Source organism: Grimontia celer, assembly GCF_900055185.1.
In the GTDB taxonomy this organism is placed as follows: domain Bacteria; phylum Pseudomonadota; class Gammaproteobacteria; order Enterobacterales; family Vibrionaceae; genus Enterovibrio; species Enterovibrio celer.
Genome location: NZ_FIZX01000001.1, coordinates 443,902 through 461,025 on the forward strand (window position 1 = coordinate 443,902; position 17,124 = coordinate 461,025).

The window sequence follows — 17,124 nt, forward strand, 5'->3', positions numbered from 1 at the left end:
GGGCTTTCTTTTTACGCGGTCTCTGGCTCTTTCTCGGGTTTAGGTGTGATGATAGCTATCAAGGCCTCTTCGTTAACATCATCATGCTGCTCTTTGGGCAGGAACTGCTCTGCATAGTGGAGGTAGATTTTCTCTTCTATGAAAAGTCTGAACAGTTGCTCATCGATGTGCTTGTCCTTCGCCATGAAAGCGAGAATTTTGAGAGCTTCACTGAGCGTTTTGGCTTTCTTGTAAGGTCGATCGCTAGCGGTCAGAGCTTCGAAAATATCCGCGACCGCCATAATTCGAGCATCGACTGAGAGAGAGTTTTCATCCAGTCCGTAAGGGTAGCCTTTACCATCAAGCTTCTCGTGGTGACCACCCGCAATTTCCGGTACACGCTTAAGGTGTTCAGGATAGGGCAGTTTCCGGAGCATGTTGATAGTCTGGATGATATGGTCGTTAATGATGAAGCGTTCCTCATCCGTAAGAGTACCGCGCTGAACAGAAAGGTTATAGAGTTCGCCGCGATTGTATTGGAGCTGTGGCACCGGTAGTTTGAATTCCCAGTCCTTAAAGGTTCTAAGCTGTTGTGGAAGCCAAGGAATTTTCTGATCGACGGTGTCGGAAAGCACATGCTCTTTACATGGCAACATGAAACTACCACGTGCAGTGCGTCTCGCTTCTTCTTCCCACGAGAGGCCCTGAATATCGTCAATGGTGCGCATCCAAGTGCGCTCTGCAATTTTCTCCAGTTTGGCGATGTTGCTGGCATCCATAAATTCACCGCCTTCGTTGCACTTGGCGACAAAGGCAAACTCATGGTCGAGCGCTTTATGTTCTTCAGCTAACCAGGCATCAAGCTCTGCCTCGTTTTCACCTTCCAGACGTCTTTGCCAGTAAGTGATCTCGGCATCGCGTTTCAGCACTTCAAATCGGGTGCGAACTTCGTGGATACGGTTATAAATTGTCTCGAGCTTAGTGGCTTTGTCCACGACAAACTCTGGTGTGGTGACCTTGCCGCAATCGTGTAGCCAAGCAGCAAAGTAAAGTGCTTCGCGTGATTGGTTATTTAACGTGAAGTCTGGGAAGCGTTTTTTGTCCTTACTGGCCGCTTCAGCGAGCATAAAAGTGAGTTCAGGAACACGCTGACAGTGACCGCCAGTGTATGGGGATTTGGTATCGATGGCTGATGCCATCATCTCAATGAAAGACTTAAACAGATGTTTCTGCGCTGCCACACGATCCCAGTTTTCCTTGATGAGCGAAGCGAAACCAAGGAACTGTCGGATATATTCGAGCTTTTCTTCTTGATCGCTTCCCGGAGAGGTTTCAAAGCCCATCAGTACATAGCCAACGCATTCCTGCTCTCGGTTATAGAGCGGGACCAACCATCCATGCTTTAATGACTTTGGCAATAATCCGCGCTCAATATCTGTTGAGGATGGTTTGAAACTGAAGAAATGTTGTCCTTGTAACGCTCTCTCCATTGCCGGTGAATCCGCGAGCAGTTTTCGCAAATCGACCAGTTTCCCCTCTGTCTGAAGAGGATACTGAGCGGTGAGTGTCAGTTTCTCTCTATCATCCGCTGAGTTTGTCCAGAGCATCACATAATCGGCCCCGGAAGTTTGCTGACAGTGAAGTGCGACATCAGCCATGAGTGAATCGAAATTCGAACTGTTGGAAACGCGATGAAGGGTTTGCAGGAAGTTCTGTATGGTGTCAGACATCATATGAACGGATTCTGAGAGTTCTCTGACTTCGACGATTTGAGAAGTCGGCGTCGATACGCTGGAGAAATCGAGTCGACGGATTTTCTGGGTCTCTTCAACCAGCACTCTCAGTGGGCTGGCAATACGCTTAGACGCCCAAAGTACCATCAGGGTACCAATCAGAAGGCCAAAGATGCTGATGGTGATTTGGTTGTTTCTTGCCTCAAGAGCACTCTTAATCATCAACCGTTCTGGAATGGCTTTGGCCAACCATAGCCCGCGTTCACCGCCAAAACTGATCCTGACTAAATTCAGTGACCATTTCTCACCGTTGTGAAGAATGGTAGTGTTTGATTCCTCCCAATCGCTAGTCTTAAAAAGGTGATTAAACGGTGATGCTGACATCGCTTCCAGATACATTCGCTGGTTTACACCTGAGGATGTGCCTGGGAGAAATCCGGTGTGGGCGAAAACGCTTTTGTGGTCGTCCAAAAGCATCAATTGAGTTTCTTCGGTATCAACGAGCGAGTAAAGAAACTTGTTCAGTGAATCGAGCGTGATATCTACTGCGAGAACGCCGTCAATCTTTGCAAATTTGCGAGTGAGCGTGATACCCATGCGTTGTATGAAAAGATAGAAGTACGGGTCTGTGACATGAATGCTGCCATCTTCAGGAGCGGCTTTGTACCAAGGGCGTTGAGTGGGTTGATAGCTGATTAAGTCGGTGTCGATTCGAATGTTTTTTAGATTGTCGTTGTAATGAGTCCGGATCTGGTGACCTGCTTTGCTGTTGATATCCACCATGATGTGACTGTCTTCTGGGGTGGAAAACTGTTCTTTCATAAAGTCGGGCTTAGTTGATCGTATGAAGGCCGAACTTTCATTGGGATATCCAACATAGACGGATAACACATCAGGATTTCGCTCAAGAATAGCGTTAATACTCGATAGCCAGTCATCATCATAAGAAGAATAGAGACTATGACCGAAGTCTGAGTTTGCCAGCGCGTCCATGGCTGTAAGCACGGGTGATGTCAGTTTTTGAAAGGAAAGCTTAATGCGTTCTGCGTTTTGCGATGTCCGCTCTGCAGCAAGCTGTTGATTGAGTTCTTTCGAGTTCTGGTAACTCAATACAATGAGGAGAACTGAAAGCAGAGATACAACAATGAAAAAGATACCTGCGATATGTATTTGAAGGGTATAGCGGCGCCCTGCCATGATAATCCATTATCTTATTTATGAGACACTGAATTAAGACTATCAGACAGCGGAGCGTTACAAATTTTTTTGATGAAGCCTTTGAATTAAGTCACGAATATTTATCGCAATGAAATAAGTAGTACGACGGAATATCGGCGATCAATGTGATGCTCTCTCTTCAACTGACTTTTTAGGGAAGACAATTTCCAATAGAGAGTTTTCATCGACCTCGTCATGTTGGCTTTCTGGAAGAAAATCTTGCGCGTACTTCAGATAGATTTGCTGTTCAATGAATATCCTGAACAAACGGGCATCAACATGTTTGTCTTTTGCCATGAAAGCGAGAATTTTGAGTGCTTCACTCAGCTTTTTCGCTTTCTTGTACGGTCTATCGCTGGCTGTAAGCGCTTCGAAGATATCAGCGATGGCCATGATTCTTGCGTCTACCGGAAGGTTGGCATCTGAAAGACCAAGTGGATAGCCTTTACCGTCTAATTTCTCGTGGTGACCGCCAGCGATTTCCGGAATCCGCTTCAGATGTTCCGGGTAAGGTAGTTTCTGTAGCATGATGATGGTTTGAATAATGTGGTCATTAATCGCAAAGCGTTCTTCTTCTGTTAGTGTTCCCCTTGCAACAGCAAGATTATACAGTTCACCTTGGTCAAAACGGTGTTCGGGAACCTGAATGTTAAATTGCCAGTCTTTAAATTTAGCTTGCTGTTGAGGTGTCCAGAAAATCTTGTGGTCATCACGGTTATCCAACAGCTTTTCCTGACAGGGGAGTGGTGATGAAGTGCGGCGTTTTCGACGTATTTCTTCTTCCCATGAAAGCCCCAGAGAATCGTCTATCGTGCGTGTCCAGGTGCGTTCGCCGATGCGGGTGATTTTCTCTACGCTCTCTTTATCCAAAAACTCACCACCAATATTGGCGTTTGCGATATAAGCAAATTCATCATCAAGTTGCTGTTTAATCTCTGCCATATCACGCTTCGCTTCTTCGGTGTCTTTTCCTTCGCTAATGGCCTTCCAACAATCGATTTCCGCATCCCGTTTGATCACCTCAAACCGCATACGAATCTCATGGATCCGGTTGTAGATGGTTTCGAGTTTGGTCGCTTTGTCGACCACATACTCAGGTGTAGTGACTTTGCCACAGTCATGAAGCCACGCTGCAAAATAGAGGGCTTCGCGCGATTTTTCATCGAGCGTGAAGTCAGCGAAATCTTTGTCATCTTTGTCTGCGGCCTCAGCCAGCATAAAGGTCAACTCAGGTACACGCTGGCAGTGCCCACCAGTATAAGGGGATTTTGTATCAATCGCGGATGCAAACATTTCGACAAAGGATTTAAACAGGTTCTTTTGCGCGGTGATGTGATCCCAACTTTCCTTGATAAGAGAGGCGAAGCCCAGGAACTCTTGAATAAAGCTAAGCTTTTCTTCCTGTTCCGGAGAGATGGTGTGGTTAAAGCCGATAAACACGAAACCGACGCGTTCGTCTTCACGGTTATGAAGTGGTAATACCCAAGCTCTGACTAATTCATCAGGCAAGTGGCCTTTAACGGAAGGGTGCTCCTGTGGCGTGAATGTGAAGAAGTTATGGTTATCCAACGCCTTAGCCATTTGAGGAAGATCCAGCAGGAGTTGATTGAAATCCATGTCGGTTTCTTTTGTAGCTTCTGGGTGATGCGCAGCGAGAGAAAGCTGGGTTCGATCATCCATGTCGGCAGCCCACATCAAGACATAGTCTGCGTCTGCCGTTTTGTGGCAATGAGTGACCATGTCTGTCAGTAGCGACTCAAAGTGTGGGTTGTTGGTGACACTATGGAGTGTGTCGAGAAAGTCACCAATCGTTTCTGACATCATGCTGATTGAATCGGAAAGTTCCCGCACTTCGACAATGTTGGAGTCGGGTGTTTTTACACCGTGAAAATCGAGATTCCGGATCTTCTGAGTAGTGGCATGTAGCTGCTTCAGTGGTGTGGCAATTTTGGCCGCTGCCCACATGACCAACACAGTACCGAGCCCCAAAACGGCGAAGGTGATAATGATTTGATTATTGCGGGCCTCAATAGCGCTGCCAATCAAGGATTGTTCAGGGATCGCTTTAGCAAGCCAAAGCGCTTTGTCGTTACCAACAGTAATTTTGACTAAATTCATCCGCCAAGCTTCTTCTTCAAAGAAGACAGTATCTGCCACCTCAGAAAGATTATTTTTGTCTAACAAGGAGCTGAGAGGAGATTGACGTGCAGCCTTAACGTAAGCGTCTTGTGTTGAATTTAATGGTAAATCATCGGCGATACCACTTTGGGCGAGAATGGTTTTGTTGTCATCAAACAGCATCATTTTCGCATCGCCGGAATGCGGTAGAGACTCTAAAAATTCGTTGATGGAAGACAGTGTGATATCCGCAGCCAGCACACCACCGTTTGCTGGGATACGCTTGGAAATAGTGATCCCCATTCGTTTTATAAACAGATAGAAGTAGGGATCTGTGATAAATATGTCGCCGTTCATTGGCGTGTCTTTGTACCAAGGACGAGTTGTAGGCTTGTACGAGATGGTATTGCTTACTTCGCCAATGTAGTTGAGCTTTTCGTCGTAAAAAGTGCGTACTTGAGCGCCGCTACTTTGGTTGATATCCACCATGATGTGGGAGTTTTGTGGCGTGGAAAACTGTTCACGCATAAACGCGGGTCTGGTGGAGCGGATAAAAGCAGAACTCTCGTCTTCGTATCCAACATAGATGGAAAGTACGTCGGGTGTGACTTCCATAATCGCATTGACGGAAGCTAGCCAGTCCTCATCATTTGACGCTTCCAGATCGTGCCCGTAGTTTGACGCTGCTAGCGTTTCAAGGGCGGCTAGAACGGGAACGATTTTCTTTTGGAAAGCGAGTTTGACCTGCTCGGCATTTTGCGCGGTTCTCTCAAGAGCTAACTGTTCATTGAGCGCCTTTGAGTTTTGGTAACTCAATATAATCAGAAGGATCGAAAGCGAAGATACAACAATAAAAAAGATACCGGCGATATGTATCTGAAGGGTATTATTTTTACCAAACATACTTGGGAGTCTTATTGTTGAGACGATAAATAAAGCCTAACAGAAATTTTGGAAAGCGAAGGGCAGAGGGAAATAGCTGGTTGAGAGTGTGAAGATAAGAGGGTGGGTTGCTATCCGAAAGGTATTATCCGCGCCAAGTAGTCTGGCGCGGACCTCGATCAATTAGTTACCTAAACCCGCAGATGCGTTCTTGTTTTGAATAAGCTCGATTTTGTAGCCGTCTGGGTCTTCAACAAATGCGATCTCAGTGGTGCCGCCTTTTACAGGACCTGGCTCACGGGTGATGTTTGCGCCCGCTTCACGCAGTTTGTCACAAGTCGCGTAGATATCGTCTACACCAATTGCAATGTGGCCAAAAGCAGAGCCGTGCTCATACTCAGACGTGCCCCAGTTATAGGTCAGCTCAATCACTGCGCCCTGTGATTCATCACCGTAGCCAACAAAAGCCAGTGTGTACTCGTACTGCTCATTTTCGCTTTTACGCAAAAGCTGCATACCCATCACGTCGGTATAGAAGGCAATTGAACGATCCAAATCGCCAACGCGGATCATGGTATGTAGAATACGACCAGTGCTCATGACATTCTCCTTAATTGTATTGTCGCGCCCAGTTTACCAACAAAATTTTCGTAACCCCAAGAGCCTTAAGTAAACAGATCCTTCGAAGGTTTCAGCGATATTGTGACTGTTCCAACTCACGGAAGAGCCAGTTTCGAAATGCTTCAATGCGCGGAAGCCTTGAAGATGCGCCGTCATACAACAAACTAAACTGCATGCCGGGCGTGAGCCCAATATCAAAAGGTTTGACCAGAAGACCTTGATCGATAAGCGCTTTCGACAAACTTTCTGTTCCCAGACATACACCGTGACCTGCAATTACTGCATTGAGCGCCATATCGAATGTAGGTACTTCCATCCATCTCAGCGCGCTGTTGTCGAACTTCACACCGGCTTTTTCAAACCACTTTGACCAAACTATCTCTTTAGAATTCACGCCATGTATCAACCAACACCGTTTGAGCTTTTCCGGAGAATCAAACTGTATAGAACGGGCAAGTTCGGCGGAGCAAAGCGGGTAAACTTCCTCTTGGTAAAGATGTTCGCAACGAATGCTGCCTGCTGTGTCATTCTCTGTGATTTTGCCCTGCCGGATTGCGAGATCAATATCGCTGTGTAGGATCGCCACCCGTTTTATATCGCTATGTATGCGAATCGTGATGGTGGGGTTTTCCAACGTGAATCGCCATAGTCTTGGCATTAACCACAGAGATGCGAATGAGGGCGGGACGGTGACGGTCAACACGCCTTCCAGAGGTTCAGTCTGAATACGGTTTAAACCGACGATGATCTTTTCAAACCCTTCGGTAATTGGGGCAAGCAGTTGATGGCCTTTATCGGTGAGCTGCATTTCCCGTCCATTTCTGAAAAACAGCTTACAGCCCAGGTTATCTTCCAGCCCCCTCAGTTGTTGGCTGACGGCTGCCTGGGTCACATTCAACTCTTTTGCTGCTGCGCTGTAGCTTTTCAGTCTCGCGGCAGCTTCAAAGTAACGGAGTGCACTGAGATAGCGAAGTTGCTTGTCCATAAGTTCAGCTTATATCTGGTGTCAGATTTCATCGTTCGTGTTGAGTACAAAATACTAACAAAATGACATTAAACCATAACAACAGAGAACGAATGATGCGACCGTCAGCAAAGAGGGCTAGAAATATGATTATAGAAAAAATGCTTAAAATAATTGGGTTAGGAAGTGATTTTAGGGAACGTAAAGTCGTGATTAAGAGCGACGGAATGAACTGCCACTTGAAGAAAGATATTGGAATCCATGATCCGCAATGCGGTCATGGTAGCAATCAAAACTATCAGAAATATTTATAAAGAAGGCTGCCAATGGCAGCCTTCTTTTTATTCATCTGGGTAAATCTTTTCTTTGAATTCGCAGAGGTCTTCAATAATACAACTGCCACAACGCGGTTTGCGAGCCACACAAGTGTAGCGGCCGTGTAGAATAAGCCAATGGTGAACATCGACCTTGAATTCCTTTGGCACGACTTTCAGTAGCTTTTCTTCTACCTGATCGACGTTTTTCCCCATCGCAAACTTGGTGCGGTTTGATACGCGAAAAATATGAGTGTCTACCGCAATGGTTGGCCAACCAAAGGCCGTGTTGAGAACCACATTGGCTGTCTTTCTTCCCACGCCTGGCAGAGCTTCCAGTGCTTCGCGGTTTTCAGGCACTTCACCACCGTGTTGTTCAACGATGATGCGACAGGTCTTGATGACATTTTCTGCCTTGGAATTAAACAGGCCAATGGTTTTGATGTATTCCTTTACGCCATCAACCCCAAGGTCTAACAACGCCTGCGGCGTATTAGCCACCGGATAGAGTTTATCCGTCGCCTTGTTCACGCTTACATCCGTTGCCTGCGCCGAGAGCAATACCGCAATCAGCAACTCAAACGGTGTGCTCCAGTTCAGTTCAGTTTCCGGGTGAGGGTTTTCTGCTCTTAATCGCTCCAGTATCTGAACACGTTTTTCGTTATTCATTGCTCATCCATTGAATGCTTAACTTTTAATCTGTGGACGTGATTCGAACGCGTTCGATCACGGCTTTCTCTTTTGGTTGTTTCTTCGCTTGTTTTTCGTCAATCACGTTCTTTATAGCGATGAGGAAACCTACAGCCAGGAAAGCACCCGGCGGCAGCATCGCCAATAGGAATGGGCTATCAAACTGGAACACTTCTATACGAAGTCCCGCAGCCCAATCACCAAGCAGTCGGTCAGCACCGTCAAACAAAGTACCATTGCCCAGTACTTCGCGAATAGCACCCAATACGACCAGAGCCGCAGTCATGCCCATGCCCATCCAGAAGCCATCCAACACCGAAGGTAATGGCGTATTCTTGGAGGCGAACGCCTCTGCGCGGCCGATGATGATGCAGTTGGTCACGATCAGTGGAATAAAGATACCCAGTGACTGATAAAGGCCGAATGCATAGGCGTTCATCAGTAGCTGAACACAGGTTACCAGTGACGCGATGATCATAACGAAGATGGGAATACGCACTTCTTTTGGTACATATTCGCGCACCAGTGAAACGGTCAGGTTCGAGCCCACCAGAACCAGCAGCGTTGCGATGCCAAGCCCTAATGCGTTGGTTACAGTCGCGGAAACTGCAAGCAGGGGACAAAGACCCAGAAGCTGCACCAGCGCAGGGTTATTGGCCCACATTCCGTTTGTCATTAACTCTTTATTCTGGCTCATGATGCAGCTCCACAATTCAGAGGTTGGCGGACAATAGTGTCTTTGTTCTGCAAGGCATACCAAGCAGCATTTCTCGCGGCGCTAACGACGGCACGCGGTGTGATGGTGGCACCGGTGAACTGGTCAAACTGACCGCCATCTTTGTAAACCGCCCAACGCTTATCGTCTTCACTTTCAATATTTTTACCATTGAAAGACAGCACCCAATCAGAGACATTCAGATCGATTTTATCGCCAAGACCCGGGGTTTCGTTGTGGCTCAGCACGCGAACACCGAGCACAGTGTTATTGGTATCGACGCCAACCAAGACTTTGATGGCGCCGTTATAACCGTCCGGTGCAATGGCTTCAACTGCCATGGCTGTCGGCTCACCGTTTTTGGTGGCAATGTAGATTGGCACTGGTTCATTGGTACCAAGGTTTGGGCTGGTCACCAAAGTACAGGTTTTCGCCAACGCATTGTCATGCATGTCTTCTGGGATTACTTGATTTAGCACCCTTAAAAGCTGGATACGTTGCTGCTCTGCGATAGTGTCTTTCGTCAGTGTATTGGTGACGGCGACTAAGCCCGTTGAAAGCAGTGCCGCCAGCGCTAGGATTGCGCCATTATTTCGCATCGCGCGGATCATTTGCTTTCCTTCCTGTAACCGTAAGTGGTTGGTTTGGTGTAGTAGTCAATCAGGGGTACGCACATGTTTGCGATAAGCACGGCAAACGCTACGCCATCTGGGAAGCCGCCAAAGGTACGGATCAAATAAACCAACGCGCCGATCATTGCACCAAAGATCAGTCGGCCTCGCGTAGTGGTTGAAGCAGAAACTGGGTCAGTGGCAATGAAGAACGCACCCAACATGGTGGCACCGGAGAACAGGTGCATCAATGGCGAAGCCACGCCATCTGGGCTGATGGCATAACCTACCAAGCTGAACACAAAAAGAGATGCCAGCATTGCAACAGGGATTTGCCACTGGATAATCTTCTTCTTCAGCAGAATAAGACCGCCAGCAAGGAAGGCGACATTCACCCAGCCCCAACCGATACCTGCAAAACTGCCAAATACTGACTTCTCAACCGCCTCAGAGACGGTTTCACCGGCCAGCAAAGAGGTCTTAATGGTATCCAACGGCGTCGCCATTGTTGAACCATCCACGGCAATACGCAGTTGGTTCACGCTAAAGCCATCAGTGGTGAGGCCAGTAAAGATAGCGGCGAAGCTGTCAGTAAAGCCAAGTGGCTGAACCAACAATTCAGTTGGTGGCAGCCAGGTGGTCATTTGAACCGGGAAGGAAATCAGCAGGACGACATAAGCGACCATGGCAGGGTTAAACAGGTTTTGACCCAGCCCACCATAGAGATGTTTAGCAATGACGATGGCGAAGAGTATACCGATAATCACAATCCACCATGGTGCGAACGGTGGAATGGCGATACCCAGAAGCACACCCGTCAGCAGGGCAGAGTGGTCTTTAAGATAGCGTTTAAAAGGGCGGCCGCGAAGAGCTAAAACAGCTGCCTCTGCAGCCACCGCAGTCAGTGCTGCCATGACTACCTGCAGTAAAACACCCCAACCGAAAAAGTAACAAAGCGCAGCGATGCCGGGCAAAGTACACAGTATCACTGTCATCATGATGTCGCTGGTGCTCTTGCGACTATGGCTATGTGGGCTACTGGCGATAAAAAAGGCCACGATTACTCTTCCTCGTTCTTATTCTTCATTTGCGCTGCCTTTCTCGCTTTTGCGCGCGCAATGGCAGCAGCGACCGCTGCTTTCTTGGGATCTTCTTCAACGGGAGTGTCTTCCGAAGGTGCTGGCTCATCTGAGAGTGCTTCCGCCTCTGCCTGTTGTGCGGCCTTGCGTGCTTTAGCGCGCGCAATGGCAGCAGCAACTGCGGCTTTCTTCGGATCGTCTTCAGCGGGAGTTTCTTCTACTGGAGCAGCCTCAGAAGCAGTCGTTTCAGCTTCCGCCTGTTGTGCTGCTTTGCGTGCTTTTGCACGGGCAATGGCAGCAGCAACCGCTGCTTTCTTGGGATCTTCCTCAACGGGAACTTCTTCTACCGGATCAGCATCAACAGCAGGCGCTTCAGCTTCCGCCTGTTGTGCGGCTTTGCGTGCTTTTGCACGGGCGATAGCAGCAGCGACAGCGGCTTTCTTGGGATCGTTTTCAGCGGGAGCTTCTTCTACCGGCGCAGCTTCAACAGTAGGTGCTTCAGCGTCTACCTGTTGTGCGACTTTGCGTGCTTTTGCACGGGCGATAGCAGCAGCGACAGCGGCTTTCTTGGGATCGTCTTCAACAGGTGCTTTTTCTGCTGATGCTGATTCAGCAGCAGGTGTTCCTGCTTCAGCCTGTTGCGTTTCTTTACGTGCTTTGGCTCGGGCAATGGCAGCAGCAACTGCGGCTTTCTTCGGATCTTCTACAGCGGCGCTTTTAGAAGCGGGTTCAGACTCGCTTTGCTGAGCCGCTTTACGTGCTTTAGCGCGGGCTATCGCTGCCGCAACAGCGTCTTTCTTATCGTCTGCTGCGTTTACAGTTTCGGATTCCGACGCCTTTTGTGCTTTACGTTCACGCGCCTGACGCTTGCGCTCTTCGCGCAGCTTCGCCATTTCACTGTTGTCTGGCTCTGCCTGACCTTGTGCGGCAGCCTCTGCCTGTTTGGCTTTTGCTTTGGCAATAGCAGCAGCCACAGCTGGCTTCATTGCCGTAGCTGCTGATTCATTTCCTGATTTGGCTTTCACACGTGCAATGGCAGCAGCAATCGCATCACCATCGCCGGATTTCGCCATCGCTTTACGACGGTTTTCCGCGGCTTGCTTGTGGCGCTCTTCACGCGCTTTTTTGTCACGCTCCATACGCGCTTTTTTGGCTTCGAAACGCTCTTTAGCGCGCTCGGCGGCTTGCTGCTCCGCATCGCGCGCGCGGATTTCAGATTTAGCCTGACGATAGTATTGCACCAGTGGAATTTCACTTGGGCAGACGAAGGCACAAGCACCACATTCGATACAATCGAACAGGTTATACTCTTCGCACTTGTCGTAATCCTGATCTTTGGCGTACCACTGAAGTTGTTGTGGCAGCAGCGAAGCAGGACAGGCTTCTGCACAGGCGCTGCATCGGATGCAGGCCATCTCGCCATCTGACGGCGCAATTTCACGACGTGAAGGCACTAACACACAGTTAGTGACCTTGGTGACGGGCACATTAGGGTGCGGAATGGTGTAGCCCATCATCGGGCCGCCAATTATTACGCGTTCTACTTTTTTGTCCGCTTCATAGCCGTGCTTATCAAGCAAGAAACTGACAGGCGTGCCAAGTAGCGCCCAACGGTTGCGTTGTTCTTTCAACGTGGTACCTGTCAGGGTGACGACACGTTCAATCAGCGGCTCGCCATCAATGACAGCGCGTTTAATGGCGAAGACTGTACCGACGTTTTGCATCATCACGCCGATTGCGGCAGGGATGGATTTTGCAGGTACTTCCTTACCGGTGATGAGTTTGATGAGCTGCTTTTCACCACCAGACGGGTATTTGGTCGGAACTACCTGAACGACAATGTCAGGTTTACCCTGTATCGCCAATTTCAGGGCGTCAATCGCTTCTGGTTTGTTGTCTTCCAGCGCCATGACGGTGAGTTTCGGGCTCACGATATGTTGAAGGATCTCAATACCCTGAACAATTTCATCTGCGCGTTCTTGCATCAAACGGTCATCAGCGGTGATGTAAGGCTCACATTCAGCACCGTTGATGATCAGAATTTCTGTGCGTGCATGACCCGTTTGTAGCTTGCGGGCTGCTGGGAAACCTGCGCCACCCATGCCCGCGATACCCATCATGCGGACATGATCGATCAACGCCTCGTCAGAGACTTCGCGGAAATCAGGCAGTGCGTTTTTCTCGCCCCAGATGTCTTCGAAATCTGGCTTGATCACAATGCAGCTATCGGTAAGGCCAGATGCGTGTGCGATGGTACGCGGCTCAATGGCAACCACTTCACCGGAAGTTGGTGCATGAACCGGACAGCATTGCAGAACGTCTGACTTGGTAAGAGGTTGCCCTTTCAGTACCTTATCACCAACATTGACCAACAGTTGGCCTGCTGTGCCAATGTGCTGTTTGGTTGGCAACACAATTTCATTTGGGATATCGGCAGGCAAGATGGAAGTTTCGCTCGACTGGCGTTTGTTTTCTGGTGGGTGAATACCACCGTGAAAATCCCAGACATGTCCCTGGTTGATCTCTTCGATTAGGGTGATCATGCTTGCTTGACCCCTTTATCTTCATCAACAGAAAGTTGAACAACCGGAATTTGGTCAAGTTGCCATTTCCAGGTTTCAGGCGTGGTTTGAACAGGGATCATTTCAATACAGTCAGTCGGGCAAGGTGCGACACAGAGGTCACATCCGGTGCATTCATCTTTGATAATGGTGTGCATGGCTTTGGTGCTGCCAATGATGGCATCCACCGGACAAGCCTGAATACATTTGGTACAGCCAATACAGTCGTCTTCGTGAATGAAGGCGACTTTTTTTACGCTCTTTTCTTCATCGTGTGCAGATTCTGTGGCTTCCACCCCCATAAGGTCAGCAAGCTTCTCAATAGTCGGCTGACCACCTGGAGGGCATTTATTTATGGCATCACCATTGGCAATGGCTTCTGCATAAGGACGACACCCGGGGTAACCACATTGTCCGCACTGTGTTTGCGGAAGGATGGAGTCAATCTGATCGACGATCGGATCCGCTTCGACTTTAAAACGCACAGAAGCAAAGCCCAGCAAGATACCGAACACAGCTGCGAGGACAGCGATAGCAATAATCGCAATCAAAATTCCAGTCATTACAGTTTCACCAACCCTGTAAAGCCCATAAATGCCAATGACATCAGTCCAGCAGTGATCATAGCAATCGACGCACCGCGGAATGGCTGAGGAACGTCAGCCGCGGCAATACGCTCGCGCATCGCCGCAAACAAAATCAATACGAGGGAGAAGCCAGCAGCAGCGCCAAAGCCATAAATAATGGATTCGATAAAGTTGTGGCGCTCATTGATATTCAGCAGTGCGACACCCAACACGGCGCAGTTTGTTGTGATTAGCGGCAGGAAGATACCCAGCAGACGGTAAAGCGTTGGGCTGGTTTTATGCACGACCATTTCAGTGAATTGCACGACGACCGCAATCACTAAGATAAAACTCAGTGTTCGCAGGTATTCAAGGCCCAATGGAGCCAAAATATAAGTCTCGACCAGGTAAGCACTCACTGATGCGAGTGTCAGTACGAACGTGGTCGCAAGCCCCATCCCAATAGCGGTTTCAAGTTTTTTGGACACGCCCATAAATGGGCACAGGCCAAGGAACTTAACCAGCACAAAGTTGTTTACTAGGACGGTGCCGACAAGAAGCAATAAATACTCAGTCATGCCATTCTTCGAAAATTTTAAAGAGATCTTTGTATTATCGGCCTTTGAAGCGCCTATAACAACAGATAGGAGAAAGGGTTTTTCATCAAAATTGCTACAGCGGACAAACTTTGCCCGGATCTGGGCGATTGCTTACAGTCCAGATAATAGCTAGTAACAATTCCTGTGCGTCATATCCACAAAACAAATACAAAAAAACCCAGCGCTAGGCTGGGTTTTAGAAAGTGGCTCCCCCTGCAAGACTTGAACTTGCGACATACGGATTAACAGTCCGCCGTTCTACCGACTGAACTAAGGGGGAACAGATTTTGTGATTCACCGCCGTAGCGATGTATCTAGTGTGGCTTCCCTGATGGACTTGCAACGGGGCCGCCTAGGTCAGCGACATATCGCGAAGCGACAATCCTGACGGCTAACTCGTTCTTAAACAAGTTAATGAAAAGTGGCTCCCCCTGCTGGACTTGAACCAGCGACATACGGATTAACAGTCCGCCGTTCTACCGACTGAACTAAGGGGGAACAGATTTTGTGATTCACCGCCATGGCGATGCATCGAAAGTGGCTCCCCTGTAAGACTTAACGGGGCCGCCTAGGCTTGCGACAAATCGCGAAGCGATACTTCGACAAACCGATGACTCGTTCGAAAACCAATCACCTAAAAAGTGGCTCCCCCTGCAAGACTTGAACTTGCGACATACGGATTAACAGTCCGCCGTTCTACCGACTGAACTAAGGGGGAACAGATTTTTGTGATTCACCGCCGTGGCGATGCATCGAAAGTGGCTCCCCTGTAAGACTTAACGGGGCCGCCTAGGCTTGCGACAAATCGCGAAGCGATACCTCGACAAACCGATGACTCGTTCGGAAACAAATCACCTAAAAAGTGGCTCCCCCTGCAAGACTTGAACTTGCGACATACGGATTAACAGTCCGCCGTTCTACCGACTGAACTAAGGGGGAATTGCTCAAAGCGGGGCGAATCTTAGCTATCGCCCTGTGGGCTGTCAACCACCGAAAACGCACATTTTGAGGAATTTAAATCATCTGCTTAATGTGCGATCAAGATTGGCTGATTTTTTGTTCTGTGGGCTTTGTATGTTGCAAGTAAAGGCTTGGATCTCTGTCTATTTAAAAATTTTCAGCCGTCTTCACTACACCTCTAACAGGCGATGTATTTGCTTATGTCATTGCGCTTCGGATAAAGGCTTTACTTAGATTGAACAAAACTTAAACAACACTGGAGTCGGATGTGTCTGCCTACTGGCTCAAGTGCGTAAGATGGCAACGAGATCCGGCAAATTGATAGTGTGATATAGCTCTCATAAGTGCTTTTCGTGTGCGATCAGTCGATTTACTGGTGAATATGGGAAAAAGGGTTTGACATTTTGGAACACTTTTCTGGTTTGTGCTCGCGAGGGTTACCCACAAATTCTGTGGATAAGTATGTTAATCAACACCTTTATCCCCATTAGATCTCATTATTGAGTATTCCATAGTGAAGTAAAATTAAACGACGCGGCGTAAAAAGCTTTAAATACAAAGTGATTGAGTAAATTTTGCCCAGTTGATCTTGATAAAGTGATAATTTTAAGTTGTACACACTAAGTAGGTTCTTTATTTTCTTCCTCAGTACGCACAATCTTGCCTCTTATTTGCCTGTTGAAGACAAATAAGACAAGCTGAAAGGGCAGGGAACGAGCAAAAAAGGAATAAATTGTGGAAGCGCTACCTAAACTGGACCTAAAAGGAAAAATTAGTGAGATTGAATGGCAACGTCGTGTAGATCTTGCCGCATGTTATCGTCTCGTCGCCCATATGGGTTGGGACGACCTTATCTATACGCATCTCTCTTTGCGCATACCTGATACCGATACTTATCTGGTGAATGCCTTTGGTGTAGCGTTTGACGAAGTCACCGCGTCGAACCTAGTAAAAGTCGATTTGGATGGAAATATCCTCGATGACACCCCCTTTACGATTAACCCTGCTGGTTTCACCATTCACAGTGCCATCCATGAAGTACGTTCGGATGCACACTGTGTGATCCATCTGCATACCAATGAAACCATTGCAGTCGCGAGCCAAAAAGAAGGTTTATTGCCGCTTAGCCAGTATTCGATGTTTTCATTGCCTTCGCTTTCTTATCACGGCTACGAAGGGCTTGCGGTGAATGCAGATGAGCGTAAGCGATTACAGGAAGATCTTGGTAACACCAATCATATGTTACTGGTTAACCATGGTGGCTTAACCTTAGGCCCAACCGTGGGTGACGCCTTTATGCGTTTCTACGATATGCAGCGCGCTTGCGAAGTTCAGTTAATGTTGCAGGCAGCAGGCAAAGAAGCCGTTTCTGTGCCTCAGCTTATTCAGGACAATATTTTTGCTCAGGCAAATGTTGTTCATTCTGGTGCGACAGGCGGGCAACTTGCTTGGCCATCACTTCTTCGAAAAGCTTGGCGCATTGACCCAAGCTTTATGGAATAAAGACAAAATAA

The 17,124-nt window shown here is 48.1% G+C and carries 12 protein-coding genes and 4 tRNA genes; 1 reads left to right on the plus strand and 15 read right to left on the minus strand.

Annotation, left to right across the window (positions count from 1 at the left end):
• Positions 1-11: 11 nt before the first annotated feature.
• From GCE9029_RS02055 to GCE9029_RS02125, 15 genes are all read right to left on the minus strand, one after another.
• Entirely contained in the window at positions 12-2,909 is a 2,898-nt protein-coding gene (locus GCE9029_RS02055) for an HD domain-containing phosphohydrolase (RefSeq protein WP_062660817.1), read from the minus strand.
• A 141-nt stretch (positions 2,910-3,050) separates the two neighbouring features.
• A complete protein-coding gene (locus tag GCE9029_RS02060) occupies positions 3,051-5,951 on the minus strand; it encodes an HD domain-containing phosphohydrolase (RefSeq protein WP_062660818.1) in 2,901 nt (966 codons plus the stop codon).
• A gap of 162 nt (positions 5,952-6,113) precedes the next feature.
• Positions 6,114-6,530, minus strand: a complete 417-nt coding sequence (gene gloA / locus GCE9029_RS02065; protein WP_062660819.1) for a lactoylglutathione lyase — start codon at positions 6,528-6,530, stop codon at positions 6,114-6,116.
• Positions 6,531-6,621: 91 nt separating this feature from the next.
• Positions 6,622-7,536 (minus strand): LysR substrate-binding domain-containing protein, encoded by a 915-nt coding sequence (locus tag GCE9029_RS02070; protein ID WP_062660820.1) that lies wholly within the window; start codon positions 7,534-7,536, stop codon positions 6,622-6,624.
• 320 nt (positions 7,537-7,856) lie between these two features.
• The gene (nth, locus tag GCE9029_RS02075; protein WP_002541119.1) at positions 7,857-8,498 is read right to left on the minus strand and encodes an endonuclease III; all 642 of its coding nucleotides are present in this window, start codon (positions 8,496-8,498) and stop codon (positions 7,857-7,859) included.
• Positions 8,499-8,523: 25 nt separating this feature from the next.
• Positions 8,524-9,216 carry an electron transport complex subunit E gene (locus tag GCE9029_RS02080; RefSeq protein ID WP_002541120.1) on the minus strand — a complete coding sequence of 231 codons (693 nt, stop codon included), beginning with the start codon at positions 9,214-9,216 and terminating at the stop codon, positions 8,524-8,526.
• Complete coding sequence (rsxG, locus tag GCE9029_RS02085) at positions 9,213-9,845, minus strand: electron transport complex subunit RsxG (protein ID WP_062660821.1); 633 nt, start codon at positions 9,843-9,845, stop codon at positions 9,213-9,215. The genes GCE9029_RS02080 and rsxG overlap by 4 nt, the downstream gene beginning before the upstream one ends.
• Positions 9,842-10,903 carry an electron transport complex subunit RsxD gene (gene rsxD, locus GCE9029_RS02090; RefSeq protein ID WP_062660822.1) on the minus strand — a complete coding sequence of 354 codons (1,062 nt, stop codon included), beginning with the start codon at positions 10,901-10,903 and terminating at the stop codon, positions 9,842-9,844. Before rsxD ends, rsxG begins: the two co-directional genes overlap by 4 nt.
• A gap of 2 nt (positions 10,904-10,905) precedes the next feature.
• A complete protein-coding gene (gene rsxC / locus GCE9029_RS02095; protein ID WP_062660823.1) occupies positions 10,906-13,467 on the minus strand; it encodes an electron transport complex subunit RsxC in 2,562 nt (853 codons plus the stop codon).
• Entirely contained in the window at positions 13,464-14,048 is a 585-nt protein-coding gene (gene rsxB / locus GCE9029_RS02100) for an electron transport complex subunit RsxB (RefSeq protein WP_046302845.1), read from the minus strand. Before rsxB ends, rsxC begins: the two co-directional genes overlap by 4 nt.
• On the minus strand, positions 14,048-14,629 hold the full coding sequence (rsxA, locus tag GCE9029_RS02105; RefSeq protein WP_002541126.1) for an electron transport complex subunit RsxA: 582 nt from the start codon (positions 14,627-14,629) through the stop codon (positions 14,048-14,050). Before rsxA ends, rsxB begins: the two co-directional genes overlap by 1 nt.
• Positions 14,630-14,854: 225 nt before the next feature.
• Positions 14,855-14,930: transfer RNA gene (locus GCE9029_RS02110), tRNA-Asn, on the minus strand.
• A gap of 142 nt (positions 14,931-15,072) precedes the next feature.
• Positions 15,073-15,148: transfer RNA gene (locus tag GCE9029_RS02115), tRNA-Asn, on the minus strand.
• Between the two features lie 144 nt (positions 15,149-15,292).
• Positions 15,293-15,368 (minus strand) — tRNA-Asn (locus tag GCE9029_RS02120).
• Between the two features lie 145 nt (positions 15,369-15,513).
• A tRNA-Asn gene (locus GCE9029_RS02125) sits at positions 15,514-15,589 on the minus strand.
• A gap of 756 nt (positions 15,590-16,345) precedes the next feature.
• Here GCE9029_RS02125 and GCE9029_RS02130 point away from each other — a divergent pair.
• Entirely contained in the window at positions 16,346-17,113 is a 768-nt protein-coding gene (locus tag GCE9029_RS02130; protein ID WP_062660824.1) for a class II aldolase/adducin family protein, read from the plus strand.
• The last annotated feature ends 11 nt before the right edge of the window (positions 17,114-17,124 follow it).

Excerpts from the sequence above, each read along its gene's own strand:
- GCE9029_RS02055 (WP_062660817.1), bottom strand. The coding sequence starts at position 2,909 with ATGGCAGGGCGCCGCTATACCCTTCAAATACATATCGCAGGTATCTTT.
- GCE9029_RS02060 (WP_062660818.1), bottom strand. The coding sequence starts at position 5,951 with ATGTTTGGTAAAAATAATACCCTTCAGATACATATCGCCGGTATCTTT.
- gloA (WP_062660819.1), bottom strand. The coding sequence starts at position 6,530 with ATGAGCACTGGTCGTATTCTACATACCATGATCCGCGTTGGCGATTTG.
- GCE9029_RS02070 (WP_062660820.1), bottom strand. The coding sequence starts at position 7,536 with ATGGACAAGCAACTTCGCTATCTCAGTGCACTCCGTTACTTTGAAGCT.
- nth (WP_002541119.1), bottom strand. The coding sequence starts at position 8,498 with ATGAATAACGAAAAACGTGTTCAGATACTGGAGCGATTAAGAGCAGAA.
- GCE9029_RS02080 (WP_002541120.1), bottom strand. The coding sequence starts at position 9,216 with ATGAGCCAGAATAAAGAGTTAATGACAAACGGAATGTGGGCCAATAAC.
- rsxG (WP_062660821.1), bottom strand. The coding sequence starts at position 9,845 with ATGATCCGCGCGATGCGAAATAATGGCGCAATCCTAGCGCTGGCGGCA.
- rsxC (WP_062660823.1), bottom strand. The coding sequence starts at position 13,467 with ATGATCACCCTAATCGAAGAGATCAACCAGGGACATGTCTGGGATTTT.
- rsxB (WP_046302845.1), bottom strand. The coding sequence starts at position 14,048 with ATGACTGGAATTTTGATTGCGATTATTGCTATCGCTGTCCTCGCAGCT.
- rsxA (WP_002541126.1), bottom strand. The coding sequence starts at position 14,629 with ATGACTGAGTATTTATTGCTTCTTGTCGGCACCGTCCTAGTAAACAAC.